This is a genomic window from Cryobacterium sp. TMT1-2-2, assembly GCF_004403505.1.
Lineage (GTDB): Bacteria > Actinomycetota > Actinomycetes > Actinomycetales > Microbacteriaceae > Cryobacterium > Cryobacterium flavum.
Genome location: NZ_SOGS01000024.1, coordinates 126260 through 139974, shown reverse-complemented (window position 1 = coordinate 139974; position 13715 = coordinate 126260). Strand labels below are relative to the sequence as shown.

13 protein-coding genes and 1 tRNA gene are annotated in these 13715 nt (G+C 66.5%); 9 read left to right on the top strand and 5 right to left on the bottom strand.

The window, feature by feature from the left end; all coding sequences use genetic code 11:
• The first annotated feature begins 2 nt into the window (after positions 1-2).
• The gene (locus E3T35_RS14575; RefSeq protein WP_134379787.1) at positions 3-1328 is read left to right on the top strand and encodes a M1 family metallopeptidase; all 1326 of its coding nucleotides are present in this window, start codon (positions 3-5) and stop codon (positions 1326-1328) included.
• A gap of 336 nt (positions 1329-1664) precedes the next feature.
• On the opposite strand, the gene E3T35_RS14570 is transcribed toward E3T35_RS14575, so the two are convergent.
• Positions 1665-2309 carry a 4'-phosphopantetheinyl transferase superfamily protein gene (locus tag E3T35_RS14570; RefSeq protein ID WP_166789980.1) on the bottom strand — a complete coding sequence of 215 codons (645 nt, stop codon included), beginning with the start codon at positions 2307-2309 and terminating at the stop codon, positions 1665-1667.
• Between the two features lie 89 nt (positions 2310-2398).
• Here E3T35_RS14570 and E3T35_RS14565 point away from each other — a divergent pair, with 89 nt between their 5' ends.
• The 3 genes from E3T35_RS14565 (at position 2399) to E3T35_RS14555 (ending at position 7480) form a co-directional block, all read left to right on the top strand.
• Positions 2399-3415 (top strand): magnesium and cobalt transport protein CorA, encoded by a 1017-nt coding sequence (locus E3T35_RS14565; protein ID WP_134343786.1) that lies wholly within the window; start codon positions 2399-2401, stop codon positions 3413-3415.
• Between the two features lie 79 nt (positions 3416-3494).
• A complete protein-coding gene (locus tag E3T35_RS14560) occupies positions 3495-7265 on the top strand; it encodes an ATP-binding protein (RefSeq protein ID WP_134379783.1) in 3771 nt (1256 codons plus the stop codon).
• A complete protein-coding gene (locus E3T35_RS14555; RefSeq protein ID WP_134343784.1) occupies positions 7262-7480 on the top strand; it encodes a hypothetical protein in 219 nt (72 codons plus the stop codon). The genes E3T35_RS14560 and E3T35_RS14555 overlap by 4 nt, the downstream gene beginning before the upstream one ends.
• Here E3T35_RS14555 and mscL read toward each other — a convergent pair whose 3' ends face one another.
• The 3 genes from mscL to E3T35_RS14540 form a co-directional block, all read right to left on the bottom strand.
• Positions 7481-7957 (bottom strand): large conductance mechanosensitive channel protein MscL, encoded by a 477-nt coding sequence (gene mscL / locus E3T35_RS14550; protein WP_241988871.1) that lies wholly within the window; start codon positions 7955-7957, stop codon positions 7481-7483. It lies immediately after the preceding gene.
• 4 nt (positions 7958-7961) lie between these two features.
• Positions 7962-8312 (bottom strand): FmdB family zinc ribbon protein, encoded by a 351-nt coding sequence (locus tag E3T35_RS14545; protein WP_134343783.1) that lies wholly within the window; start codon positions 8310-8312, stop codon positions 7962-7964.
• A gap of 107 nt (positions 8313-8419) precedes the next feature.
• On the bottom strand, positions 8420-8998 hold the full coding sequence (locus E3T35_RS14540; RefSeq protein WP_092341571.1) for a 5-formyltetrahydrofolate cyclo-ligase: 579 nt from the start codon (positions 8996-8998) through the stop codon (positions 8420-8422).
• Positions 8999-9032: 34 nt separating this feature from the next.
• Between E3T35_RS14540 and galU the strand changes: the two genes are divergently transcribed.
• The 4 genes from galU to E3T35_RS14520 all read left to right on the top strand — a co-directional run bounded on the left by galU (position 9033) and on the right by E3T35_RS14520 (position 11837).
• Positions 9033-9926 carry a UTP--glucose-1-phosphate uridylyltransferase GalU gene (gene galU, locus E3T35_RS14535; RefSeq protein WP_134379781.1) on the top strand — a complete coding sequence of 298 codons (894 nt, stop codon included), beginning with the start codon at positions 9033-9035 and terminating at the stop codon, positions 9924-9926.
• Positions 9927-9966: 40 nt separating this feature from the next.
• Entirely contained in the window at positions 9967-10626 is a 660-nt protein-coding gene (locus E3T35_RS14530; protein WP_134379779.1) for a GNAT family N-acetyltransferase, read from the top strand.
• Positions 10627-10731: 105 nt separating this feature from the next.
• Positions 10732-11661, top strand: a complete 930-nt coding sequence (locus tag E3T35_RS14525; protein ID WP_134379777.1) for a hypothetical protein — start codon at positions 10732-10734, stop codon at positions 11659-11661.
• 100 nt (positions 11662-11761) lie between these two features.
• Positions 11762-11837: transfer RNA gene (locus tag E3T35_RS14520), tRNA-Ala, on the top strand.
• 118 nt (positions 11838-11955) lie between these two features.
• Here E3T35_RS14520 and E3T35_RS14515 read toward each other — a convergent pair.
• Positions 11956-12828 (bottom strand): IclR family transcriptional regulator, encoded by an 873-nt coding sequence (locus tag E3T35_RS14515; RefSeq protein WP_134379775.1) that lies wholly within the window; start codon positions 12826-12828, stop codon positions 11956-11958.
• 167 nt (positions 12829-12995) lie between these two features.
• Between E3T35_RS14515 and E3T35_RS14510 the strand changes: the two genes are divergently transcribed.
• Positions 12996-13712 carry a CoA transferase subunit A gene (locus E3T35_RS14510; protein WP_092341575.1) on the top strand — a complete coding sequence of 239 codons (717 nt, stop codon included), beginning with the start codon at positions 12996-12998 and terminating at the stop codon, positions 13710-13712.
• Positions 13713-13715: the final 3 nt, after the last annotated feature.

Below are 13715 nucleotides of genomic sequence, written 5' to 3'. Positions count from 1 at the left end.
CGATGGCCCCTGTGCAGACGACCTACGGCTCGGCCAGCGCTGGCGACCCCTATATTCCCACCGGCGGCAACGGCGGTTACGTTGCCGAACACTACGATCTGAACTTGTCCTACCGGGTGGCTACCAACCGGCTGAACGCGACCGCGATCATCACCGCGCGCGCCCTCATACCCCTCGACCGGTTCAGCCTTGACTTCGCCGGGCTAAGCATGGAGAAGGTCACGGTCAACGGCGAGCGGCCGACCAAAGTGACGCACAGCGCCCGCAAACTCGTGATCAGCCTTGCCACTCGGGTTGAGGCCGGGGCGGTGTTCGAGGTGACGGTGCGCTATCGCGGGGCGCCGCATCCGGTTCGCAGCGCCTGGGGCGACGTCGGCTGGGAAGAACTCGACGACGGCGTGCTGGTCTCCGGGCAGCCGTGCGGGGCCGCATCCTGGTTTCCCTGCAACGATCATCCGAGTAACAAAGCCACCTATCGCATCGAGATCGCCTGCGAATCCGGCTACACCGTGGTGTCGAACGGGGTGTTGTCGGCCAGGTCGAGCCGGTCGGGCCGCACCAGCTGGACCTTCGACGTGCGCGAGCCGATGGCGACCTACCTCGCCACGGTGCTGATCGGCCGCTACCGTCGCCGCGACCTCGCCGCAGCTCCGGTCGCGCACAGTCTGTTCTTTCCGGCCCAGCTTGCGACCCGGGTCGGCACCGACTTCGCTCGCCTCACCGAGATGATCGCGTTCTTCGCCGACCGGTTCGGCCCGTACCCGTTCGCGTCATACTCGGTCGTGGTGACCGACGACGAGCTGGAGATTCCCCTCGAGGCGCACGGCCTGGCCGTGTTCGGCAGCAACCATGTCGACGGGGAGCACGGCAGCGACCGCCTGATCGCCCACGAGCTGGCACACCAGTGGTACGGCAACAGCCTCACCGTGGCCCGCTGGCAGGACATCTGGCTGCAGGAGGGTTTCGCCTGCTACGCCGAATGGCTGTGGGAGGAACAGCGCGGCGGTCGCACCGCCGACTCCCTTGCCGTGCTGCACCGCGGCAAGGTGGCGGCCCTGCCGCACGACATCGTCGTCGGCGATCCCGGCCCGCACGCCATGTTCGATGACCGCGTGTACAAACGCGGCGCGCTCGCCCTCCACGCGATTCGCAAATCGCTCGGTGACGAGGCCTTCTTCGCCGCCCTGCGCGCCTACACCGCGGCCCGGCGGCACGGTCAGGTCTCCACCGAGGACTTCGTGGAGTTCTTCTCCGAACACACCGGCAGCCGGGCGATCGGCGGGTTTGTGGCCCGCTGGGTGCAGCAGAGCGCGCTGCCGAGCCTCTAGCCGAGCTTCGTGGGCGTGGGCGTGGTTGCCCTGCGCGGGAATTTGAGGTTGGCCGCCTCGACGGCGCCGAGGTGCTGACGTGCGCCAGCGCGGTCAGCTGCGGGGTTTGCTGCGCGGGTGCTGCGCCGGTGCGCGGGAGTTCGAGTGAGGTGCTGGCCCCCGCAGCGTGGGCTACGCGGGTGTTGCGCCGATTCGCGGGAGTTCGGGCTTGGCCACAACTCCAGCGCGACGCGACGGGCTGGACCTGCGCCAGTGCGCGGGAGTTCCGCCTCCCGCGCACTGGCGCAACTCCCGCGGCGGCGTGAAAGGGACGGCTGTAAGCGGAAAGAGTGAGTTTTAGAGCATCGAAAGGCTCGGGGCTCTCGGACCGAGCAAGGCCAGGGTGCCCACCAGCCCGGGGCCCGCGTGGAAGCCCACGACGTGCACCCGGCTCAGATCGAGCGTGGCGGTCGGCCAGCTCAGCAGAGCGGAGCCCCCGGCGCGAGCGGACGCTTCCCGTTCAACGGATGCCCCACCCGGGCCCAACGCCACGGTCACCTCGCGCGGGTCCACCGTCAGCCCCTCGCCGGAGAGCTTGAGCAGAGCCTCCTTGGTGGTCCAGAGCGCGGCGCGCGCCCGATCGCGCTCGTCGACCGGCAGCTCCGCTAGGGCGGTGCGCTCGTCGGCGTTGAACGCGACGTCGTCGAATCCGGCCCGGGCGACCGAGGCCACGCTCTCCAGGTCGACCCCGATCGGTCCGACCTGCGACACGGCAACGACAACGGTGCGACCGGCGCGGCTCAGGCTCACGTGCACCCCGCCCGGTGTCAGCACGCGAGGCCGCCCATGCGCGCCGCCGCAGCGTTCGCAGCGTTGTTCGATGGTGACGGCCGTCAGGTCAACGGCGCAGACCCGGGCGACAGCGGCGGCGAGTAGTAGCCGGTCGGTCTGGGGAAGCGGCGCGCGCGGTTGTAACAAGAGGGAAACATCCGTTTGCGGCACGATCTAACCGTACCCGCCGGCAAAACTGCACCGGCGTTACCGCGCAGCTACGCCGAGTGGCACACTGGTAGATCGGAGAAGGAGAGCCAATGGCGCTGGTGGACAACGCGGTCTACGTGGACGGGCACCGGGTTGCCACGCCGCCGAGCCTCGACGAGACCTTCGAAGTGATGAAAGAGAAGAAGGGCTTCGCCTGGATCGGGCTGTACCGGCCGAGCGAGGAGGAAGTGCGGGCCGTCGCGACCGAGTTCAGCCTGCACCACCTGGCCGTGGAGGACGCCCTCAAGGGGCACCAGCGGTCGAAGATTGAACGGTACGCAGACATCCTGTTCATTGTGTTGCGCCCGGCCCGCTACATGGACGACGAAGAGCGCGTCGAATTCGGTGAGCTGCACGTGTTCGTCGGCCCCGATTTCGTGGTGACCATTCGCCACGCCGAATCGCCCGACCTCGCCCTGGTGCGGGAGCGGATGGAGAGCACCCCGCACCTGCTCGCCCTCGGCCCGGAGGCCGTGCTGTACGCCATTCTCGACCAGGTCGTCGACGAATACGGGCCGGTCGTGGCCGGGCTGGAGAACGACATCGACGAGATCGAAGACCAGCTGTTCGACGGCGACCCGGAGGTCAGCCGGCGCATCTACGCACTGTCCCGCGAGGTGATCGAGTTTCAGCGGGCCACCCAGCCGCTCGTAAGCATGTTCGAGGCGATGCAGCGGGGCTTCGACAAGTACAACGTGGACCTCGAACTGCACCGGCACCTGCGTGACGTGCTCGACCACACTCTGCGCATCGTGGAGCGCGGCGACGCGTTTCGGCAACTGCTGCAGAACGCCCTGACCGTGCACAGCACCCTGGTGGGCCAACGCCAGAACGACGAGATGCGGCACCTGTCGGAGACGAGCCTCGCGCAGAGCGAAGAGGTGAAGAAGATCTCCAGCTGGGCGGCTATCCTGTTCGCCCCAACCTTGGTCGGCACCATCTACGGCATGAACTTCGACAACATGCCCGAGCTGCACTGGCCGCTCGGCTATCCCTTTGCGATCGCTCTGATGCTCGCCATGGGGTTCACCCTGTACATCGTGTTCAAACGGCGAGGCTGGCTGTGAACGGTCAGATTGGGGCACAAACACGCGAAACCCCGGCCGCCTCAGGGCAAACCGGTGATTTGCCAATTAGGGTATCCCTGTGTGGCACCTCGATAGAAAACAAGACGACGACGACGTGCTTTCCAAGTACCTGGACGTCGTTCCCGTCGACCCTCAAAACGTGACGAGTCCACACAACCTCAGTCTGGGCGATCCGGCGTTCACCGCCGGTAACATCGCCGAGCCGGTCTGGCAGCGCTGGCGCGACGAACTCGCCGCGCTCGGCGGTCGCTCCCCGCTGCTGCACTTCACCGATGAAGCCCGCACCCGCATCGAGCTAAGCGCCACGCATCCCGGCGGTCTGCCGCAGTTCATCATCGGCAAGACCACCCTGCTGTCCAACCTCATTCGCGATGAACTGGCTCTGCGTAACGCCCGCCTGGCCGCGAACGAGATCACCCAGAAGGGCATCGAACTGCGCTCCATGCGCGGCCTCGAATCGGTCAACCTCGCCATCGGCCTCGCCGAATGGCGCTATCAGGATGTGGACTACAGCGCCCCGGTGCTGCTGCGCCCCCTCGCCATTCGCCGCTACGGCCGCGACTACGAACTCAAGCTCAAGGGCCAGCCCTTTCTCAACCCGGAACTCGCCCGCGCCCTGAAGGACCAGTTTCAGATCGTGCTCGACGCCGACGCTTTTGTGGCGCTCGCCGTGACCAATGGCGCGTTCAAACCGCAACCGGTCATCGACCGTCTGCGCGGGTTGACCTCGCACCTGCCCTGGTTCAACGTCGTGCCGCGCCTGGTGGTCTCAAGCTTCGCCGACGTGGGGCGGGCGCTGGCCGCCGACGCGTCGAACCTTGATCATCCGCTGCTCGACGCCGTGGCCGGTAACAAGACCGCCCGCCGCAACATCGAGACCGCCTACAACCCGGTGGTTCCGATCGGACAGGATGCCCGCCCGCCGGCCACCGACACGCTGCTCGGCGACGCCGACTCCGAGCAGGAGAACGTTGTCGCGCAGATCGCGGCCGGCAACTCCCTCGTCGTGAAAACCTTGCCCGGTACCGGCGGCACTCAGACCATCGTCAACGCGATCGGCTCGCTCGTGGCCCAGCACAAGCGGGTGCTCGTGGTGAGCGCCCGCCGTTCGAGCCTCGACGGCATCCACGGCCGCCTCGTGCAGGTGGGCCTGCCCGGCATCGCCGTGACCCCGCGCACCCTGCGCCGCGACCTGATCCAATCGATCACCCGCAATGAGAAGGCCGCCCAGCCGCGCGTCGGCGACGTCGACGACGCCCTCGTGCGCCTCCGCAAGGTGCTGCTCGACTACCGGTCGGCGCTCACCCGCCGCGACTCGGCCCTCGGAGTTTCCGTGCTCGACGCGCTCGGTGAACTGGCCCGCCTGGCCCAGCTGCCCGAGCCGCCGTCGACCACCGCCCGCCTCGACCGCCAGGCCCTCGAACTGCTCGCCCACTCCCGGTCAGCCGCTGCCAACACCCTGATCAAGGCCGCCGTGCTCGGCGAGTTCCGCTACGGTCCCGGCGACTCGCCCTGGTACGGTGCCTCGTTCACCTCCACAGCGGATGCCTCCAACAGCCACCAGCTCGCCAAACGCATCAACCAGATCGAACTGCCGCGGCTGCTGGAACGGGCCAACGGCCTCATTGGGCAGACCCGGCTGCGCCCGTTCGAGACCATCACCGAGCTCGGCATCTACCTGCGCCTGCTGCTGGACATTCGCGAAACGCTCGACAAGTTTCAGCCCGGGGTTTACGACCGGTCGCTCACCGAGCTGATCGCCGCCACCTCGTCGCGCCGCGAATCGTCGGAGATGAGCTCGGCCAGCCGCAGAAGGCTGCGTAAGCTCGCCGAGGAATACCAGCGCCCCGGTGTGCGGGTCAACGACATGAATGAGAGCCTGCGCCGCATCCAGAGCCAGCGCACGCTCTGGCAGCGCTATGCGGCCGCCGGTGTCACGCCCGAGGTGCCGGTCGGCATCAACGATGTGCACGTCGCTTTTCAGCGAGTCTCCGAAGACCTCGGTCTGCTCGATGTGCCGCTCGGCACGAGTGGCACGACGCGCGCTCTCGCCGGGCGCCAGATCAACGAGCTCGTGTCGATGATTTCCGGCCTCGCCGCCGAGAGCGAGGTGCTCGCGAACCTGCACGAGCGCACCGCACTGCTGGCAACGCTGCGCGAGCACAACCTCGACCCGCTGATGACCGATTTGTCCCAGCGACATGTCTCGGAGGAGAACGTCGCCGCCGAGCTTGAGCTGGCCTGGTGGCAGTCCGTGCTCGAGATCATGCTCGCGAGCGACCGGGCGTTGCTCGGCGCCAACACTGCGGTACTCGACCGCCTCGAGGCCGATTTCAAACTCGTCGACGAGGCGCACGCATCCGCTACCGGCAAGCTTTTGGCCTGGCTGCTCGCCGAAACGTGGAAGATCGGCGTCGTCGACTTTCCCGAGGAAGCCGACCAGCTGCGCCGCCTGCTGCGCGCCGACCGCGCCACCCCGGCCCGGCTGAACGAGGTTGCCCCGCACCTCGGCCGCGTACTCGCCCCGGTCTGGCTGGCCTCGCCGTATGAGATCGCCGGGATCAGCGACCAGATCACCTTCGACACCGTGCTGCTCGTCGACGCCGGCGCCACAACCCTCGCCGAAAACGTCGGCGCGATTCGCCGCGGCCGCCAGATCGTGGCGTTCGGTGACCCGGTCACCCAGACCCCGTCGGCCTTCGAGACCGGTATCGCCGGCTCAGGGGAGACGGCCGCGCCCGAGGTCTCAGTGGACGCCCTGCACGCCGACTCCGCCCTGGCCCGCCTTGGCGAACTGCTGCCGACCCTCACCCTCACCCGCAGCTACCGGGCCGGCGGCGAAGACCTCGCCGAACTCGTCAACCACCGTTTCTACGGCGGACGCATCGACTCCCTGCCCTGGGCCGGAAGCTTTCTCGGCCACGGCAGCCTCACCATCAACTATGTGGCCGGCGGCCGCGGCATGCCCGACGCCGACAGCGGTGCCATCGAGAGCGTCGACGCCGAGGTTGTCAAGGTCGTCGACCTCGTGCTCGACCACGCGTCAAAGCGCCCGCGCGAATCACTCATGGTGATCACCGCGAGCACCCGGCACGCCGTGCGCGTGCAGCAGGCCGTGCTCGCCGCGTTCGCCAAGCGCACCGACCTCTCGGACTTCATTTTGAAGGACCGCAGCGAACCGTTCACCGTGCTCACCCTCGAGCAGGCCGTGGCGCAAAGCCGCGACCGGGTGATCTTCTCGATCGGCTACGGCCGCACCCCACACGGGCGCCTGCTGTCGAACTTCGGTTCGCTCGGCGAACCCGGCGGCGAACGCCTGCTCGCGATCGGCATGACCCGCGCCCGCCGCGCGCTCGACATCGTCTCCTGCTTCCGCCCGGCCGACATCGACGAGGACCGCCAGCGCCACGGCATCCTCGCCCTGTCCCAGGTGCTCAGCGAAACCGAAGCGCGGCGCGATGAGGTGCAGGTGCCCGACGCGAGCGAGGCAATGCTGGTCGACCTTGGCGGCCGCCTCGAAAAGCTCGGCCTCACCGTGCGCCTCGGCCACCGCGGCAAGCTCGCCCTCGCCGCGTCCTACGGAACCCGCGCGATCGTCGTCGAAACGGATGCCGTCGTCGGCCGGGCAAGCCTGCGCGAGTCCCTGCGACTGCGCCCCGAAGTGCTGCGCCGCCTCGGCTGGCACTACCTGCGCGTGCACAGCTTCGAGCTGTTCAGTAACCCTGACGCCGTCGCCGCGCGCGTCGCCGCGATCGCCGGTGTGCCCAAAACGGATGCCGCTCCCTTTTCGACCGGCGACCCGATCGCTCCGAAGCGGCCCGGCGCGTGAATGCTTCTGACGGTGTGCCGCCCCTCGGAACGGCTCGTCAGCCGATCGTGAAGGCCGTCGGCAAGGCTCGGCGCGCCAAGCTGCTGCCGGCACCGGACACCGACCCCAACCCGCACCCGCCGGTTCTGCGCGAAGAGGGCGGCGTCGCGCACACCGGAAGTGCGCCCAGCGCCAACGAGGCTCAACTGCGGCAGGATCGCCCGCCGCACTGGTAGTTAGTGCTTGGGGCCCTGGTCAGCGGCGGCGTTCTTGGCCAGCAGATCACGGATCTCGGTGAGCAGGTCGAGCTCGGTCGTGGGGTCGGCGACGACCTCGGAGGGAACCCCGGCGGCGCGGCGTCGGTCCTGGGCCTCCTTGAGCTTGTTCAAGGGCAGCACGATCAGAAAATAAACGACCGCGGCGATCAGTAGAAAGTTGATCAGGGCACCGATGACGGCGCCGAACAGAATTTTGTCGCCACCGGGAAGAGTCAATGGGAGCGCTTTAGCGAGCGAGTCCGCCTTGAAGATCGACGCGATGAGCGGGTTGAAGATGCTCGTAACGATGGCGGTGACCAGCGCGGTGAACGCCGTGCCGATGACGACCGCGACGGCGAGGTCGATGACGTTGCCGCGCATGATGAATTCTTTGAAACCGTTGATCACGGGGTGCTCCAATCGAATGACTTGGGAGACCGTCTTTGTCAGCGCCATCTACCTAAGACGCCTTCGCGGCCGAAACGGAGGAGGACGGTGTCGACGACTTGGCGGGCGTGCTGTCGGGCTTCTTCTCGGATTTCTTCTCGGCCGGCTTACTCGCCGACGAGTCGGACGTGTCGGCAGACTTCTCGGCCGGCTTGCGATCGAGGTTGGGATTGGACCGCTTCGAGTCCGACTTGGAGTCGTTGCTGTAGAAACCGGAGCCGCTGAAGGTCACGCCGATCGAGGAGAACACCTTGCGCAATTTTCCCTGGCAGGTCGGGCACACCGTGAGCGAGTGGTCCGTGAAGGCCTGCTGGATATCGAAGGCGGTGTCGCACTCGGTGCAACGGTAAGAGTAGGTAGGCACTGCATCTCCAGCTGGTTGAGCCGACAGGCAAACGCCTGCCAGTACTAAGGTTATGCGCGCCCAAGGGCCCGCACGTTCAGAATGCGGGTCTTGAGCGATGAAAAGGGTCAGAAAGCGATGATTCGGGTCGGCGTTACGAGGCCGTTGACCGGCTGATCGTGCACCTCGCGAGGAACTTCCTGCAGATATTCGCTGTCGAACACCACGGCGTAGACCGGCGGGCACTTCTCCATCGATCCGAGGGTCTTGTCGAAGTAGCCGCGACCCCAGCCCATGCGCAGTCCGTCCTCACCGACGGCCGCCGCCGGAACGATGATGAGATCGACATCGTTGATGGCGATCGGGCCGAGCAGGGTTCCGACGGCTTCTGGCACCCCCGAAATGCCGGTGAATTCTTCCTCACCGTCGCCGACGGTCCAATCGAGCAGACCGTCTTCACGTGAAATCGGAAACAAAATCCGGATGCCCTCTGCCGTGGCCCAGTTGAGAAAAGGTCGAGTATCTGGCTCGTTGCGAGCCGATAAATAACAGGAGATCGACCGCGCCGACAGGTCGAGCACGAGGCTTTGCAGGTTTTCGGTGAAGCCGGCCGTGGCGGCCTCGCGTTCCGAGGAGGTCATGTTCTGGCGGCGTTCGCGCAATTCCGCTCTCAGCGCACGCTTGTAATGACCTGTGTCGGAGTCCATATAAGGCATCCTACTTGCCACTAACCTAGTGCCCATGGGTACCCCGATAACTAAAGCCGTCATTCCCGCAGCTGGACTCGGAACACGCTTCCTCCCAGCGACCAAGGCCATGCCGAAGGAGATGTTGCCGGTCGTTGACAAGCCGGCGATTCAATATGTCGTCGAAGAAGCCGTCGCGGCCGGCCTCAGCGACGTACTGATGGTTACCGGTCGCAACAAGAATGCCCTGGAAAACCACTTCGACCGCATGACCGAACTTGAGGCCATGCTCGAACGCAAGGGCGACCAGACCCGGCTCGCCAAGGTGCGCGAATCCAACGAACTCGCCGACATCCACTATGTGCGTCAGGGCGACCCGCGCGGACTCGGCCACGCCGTGCTGCGCTCGCGCATGCACGTGGGCAACGAGCCCTTCGCGGTGCTGCTCGGTGACGACATCATCGACGCCCGCGACCCGCTGCTGACCCGCATGCTCGAGGAACAGGTCAAGCGCGGTGCCAGCATCGTGGCTCTGCTCGAGGTGGACCCCTCGCAGATTCATATGTATGGCGCGGCCGCGGTCGAGGCCACCGACGATCCCGACGTCGTGCGCATCACCGGCCTGGTCGAAAAGCCGAGCGCCGCCGATGCCCCCTCGAACCTCGCCATCATCGGTCGCTACGTGCTGCGCCCCGAAGTCTTCGATATTCTGGAACACACGGCGCCCGGCAAGGGCAACGAGATTCAGCTCACCGACGCCCTGCAGGAGATGGCCGTCAACCCCGAGTCGACCGGCGGCGTATATGGCCTGATCTTTCGCGGTCGGCGCTATGACACCGGCGATCGGCTCGATTACATCAAGGCCATTGTGCAACTCGCCGTCGATCGTGAAGATCTCGGTGCCGACCTGAAACCGTGGCTGCGCGAATTCGTCGCCACGCTCGACTAAATCATCACCCAGCTTCCATTCCAAAACAGACAGGCGAACCGTGCCGATCGCAATTCCGACCCTTCGTGAGGGCACCGTCACCCTGCGCCCCATCCGCTTGCGCGATGCGCGCACCCTCGAGGGCGAATTGCTGGCCAACCGGTCGTGGCTGCGCAAGTGGGAGGCGACCAATCCGTACGCGCCGATGTCCTTCGACACGCGGGCGAGTATCCGTAGTCTGTTGACGCACTCACGGTCGGGCCACGGTCTGCCGTTCATCGTGGAGCAGAACGGTGAACTGGCCGGCCAGCTCAACGTCTCGTCGATCACCTGGGGATCGCTGTCGTCGGCGACGATCGGATACTGGGTGAGCGAGAAATTCGCTGGCCAGTCGGTTACTCCCACGGCCGTGGCCCTCGCCACCGATTACTGCTTCTACCAGCTCGGCCTGCATCGCATGGAAATCTGCATCCGCCCCGAGAACAAGGCCAGCCTGCGCGTCGTCGAGAAACTCGGCTTTCGGTACGAGGGACTGCGCCGCCGCTATATCCACATCAACGGCGACTGGCGCGATCACTTTTGCTTCGGTCTGGTCGCCGAAGAACTCGGCCAGGGCGTCATGCGCCGCTGGCAGGATGGCATGGTGCCAGCGGATGCCGCGAGCGTCACCACGGCAGATCTCGAGTCGGCCGCGCATCCGGTGCGTGTCATCACCCGATGACGGTGAAGAATTTCCCTGTTCGGGGGCAGGATCAGTGCATTAAGTTAGGTGACACACCGAGAGTAATCCTCGGCGGATGCGCCCGCGCCTCTTACCGTTGTCAACATGAGTAGTGAGGCATTGGGCGGCGGGGTCATGGTGGCGGTGGCTGCCGTGCTCTGGGTTGCCTATCTGATGCCCACCTGGTCGCGGCGCAAGCAGTATCAGGCGACCGAACGAAATGCGGTGCGATTGCAGCAGACACTGCGTATTCTGGCGGAAACAGCCGAGGTTCCTCAGCAAGTGCGGCTTGAGGCGACGGCTCGCACCGTGGCTGAGCAGCAGCGGGTTCTGGCCCGGGTCGAGCAGTCCGAACGGGTTGAAGCGCAGGCGGTAGCGGATGCTGCTCGCGATGTTCGCCGCGCCGCCGCCGCTGTGGCCGCCGCAGCCACACCGCGCCTGCCGGAGTCGCCGGTGAAGAAACTCCGCCGGCTTCGACGCTTTCGCGGCTCGGTGTCGACGATTCTGCTGGCCGGCCTCGTGCTGGCTGGATCCGGAATCGCGCCCGCTCTGTCGGGTTCGTTCACCGCGCTGGTCAGCGGCGGAGTCGTCATGGTCGCCGCGTTCGGCGTCCTGGGCCGCCTGGCCACGGTCGCCCGCTCTGCCCGCATCGTGCGGCTGGAAGCCCCGGTTGAGCTGCCAGTGCTGATCGGCCAGACCTTTGAACCCGTTCTGCTCGAAGAGACTCCGGTCGCCGCAGCCACCTGGACGCCCCAGCCGCTGCCACGCGCGCTGCACCTGTCGCGCGGATCCATCGCGCAGACGGCGATGGCATCCGTTGAAGCGGCCAATCAGCTGCGCAAGGCTGCCGCCGAGGCGGAGGTGGCCCGCCGCGCCGCCGCGCTCGCCGAGGAAGCCAACCGGGCGGTCACGCCCTTGGTGCGCCCCGAGTCTGCCGCGGTGCCGAGTCGATTCGCGTCGATGGGCATCGTCGGTGAGCCGGAGCCGGGCATGACCGACCTCGACGCCGTACTGCGACGCCGTCGCGCGGTTTAGTTCGCCGCACTCGGGCGCCAGGCGCGGTCTCGAAATCGTGCCTCACGCTCGAAAGCGGTGAAACTGTCGCCCAGCCCGTGATATTCTTCAAAGGCAGCTTGGGGCTTTGGCGCAGTTGGTAGCGCGTCTCGTTCGCAATGAGAAGGTCAGGAGTTCGAATCTCCTAAGCTCCACCACACTGTAAGAAAAGTCCCGGCCGCGGTCGGGACTTTTCTCGTTCCCCGACCAGATTGCTGCCCGCTGCGGGTGGAGGGCCGGGCGAATGGGGCAGATTCCGTCGTCTCGCGTCGTTGGCTAGGTGAGTGGGGGCCGCTGCAGGGTCTGGGTGATGCGGCTGGCCTCGTCGAGCAGCAGCTGGCCGAGCACCTTCTGCCGTTCGGGCTTGAACCGTGGCTCGATTCCGGTGAGTGAGAGCGCCCAGCCTGGTCGTCCGCTGCGGTCGAAGATCGCTGCGCCCATGCCCCAGCTGCCCTCCAGAATGAGTCCGGGGTTGACCGCGTAACCGGTGACCCGGGTGCGTTCCAGATTGGCGCGGATGCTCGCGGGTGAATGCTGGGCGCCCCAGCGAGCCGCGATGGTCTCGGTTTCGCCGAGACCAGTGTCGGCGAGGAGGGCATCCACTTCGGCGTCGGGCAGGTAGGCCAGAATCGCCATTCCAGCGGATGCGACCCCCAACGGAAAGCGCACCCCCTCGTGCAGCACGAAGGAGCGTATGGGGAAGCTGCCCTCCTCGCGGAGCAGGCAGACGGTTTCGGCGCCGCGCCGGATGGAGAGGAACGCGCTTTCGCCGGTCTCCTCGGCGAGGCGAACGAGACTCGGTCGGGCGAGCTCTTCAATCGGGTAGCGGGCGGCGGCGACCGTTCCCATGACGAAGACCTCTGGTCCGTAGTGCCAGGTGTGCCGCGCGGCGTCATGGTCGAGCAGCCCCTCGGCGGCGAGCGAGGTGAGCAGTCGGTGCACCGTGGGCCGGGTCAGGCCGGAGTCCCGCACGATCTCGGCCAGGGGAGTGCCCGAAGGGTTTCGTCCGACCAGGCGCAACAATAGGGCAATTCGCGCCACGACCTGAGCGCCCTGCACGGGCTGGGCCAGCGGTGGCTGCCGGGCCGGGCGTGGTGGCTGCGTTGTGTGGGCCTTCCGAGGCTCGCGGGCGGGCCACTGACCGGTCATCTCGACTCCTTTGTCCATAATGTGGATGAATAGCAGCTTACTGTTCACGGGGTGGATTCTCATGAAACTAGCAATTGACAGGGCCTGTTGCGCCTGAATACCATGACGTTACGTGCCGATGTCCACAAGATGGACACCGCAGGATCATCACTCAACGAGGAGACAGCATGTCTAAGGTTCAGGCCAGCGCGAGCGAGGCGCTGCAGGATGTACTGCGCGACGGGATGGTGCTCGCGGTCGGCGGATTCGGCCTCAGCGGAATTCCGGCCGATCTCATCGACGCGGTGCGGGCATCCGGTGTGAAAGATCTCACCGTCGTGTCGAACAACATGGGCGTTGACGGCAAGGGGCTGGGCGTGCTGCTCGAAGCCGGCCAGGTTCGCAAGGTCATCGCCTCGTATGTGGGTGAGAACAAGCTGTTCGCCGAGCAGTTTTTGGCCGGCGTACTCGAGGTGGAGTTCAGCCCTCAGGGCACCCTCGCTGAGCGGCTGCGGGCCGGCGGCGCGGGCATTCCCGCGTTCTATACCAAGACCGGCGTGGGCACGCTTATCGCCGAGGGCAAGCCGCTCGCCGACTTCGACGGCGAAACCTACCTGCAGGAACGCGGCATCGTCGCCGACGTCGCGCTGGTCAAGGCCTGGCGCGCCGACACCCTCGGCAACCTCGAGTACCGCTTCACTGCCCGCAACTTCAACCCGGTCGTCGCGACCGCGGGGCTCGTCACCATCGCCGAGGCGGAGCTGATCGTCGAGCCGGGCGACATCGACCCGAACCACGTGATCACCCCCGGGGTGTACGTGCAGCGCCTGATCCAGGCCTCGGCGCGGGTCAAAGACATCGAACAGCGCACCGTGCGCAGCCGGCCCGTGCTGGCATCCGCTTAGGGA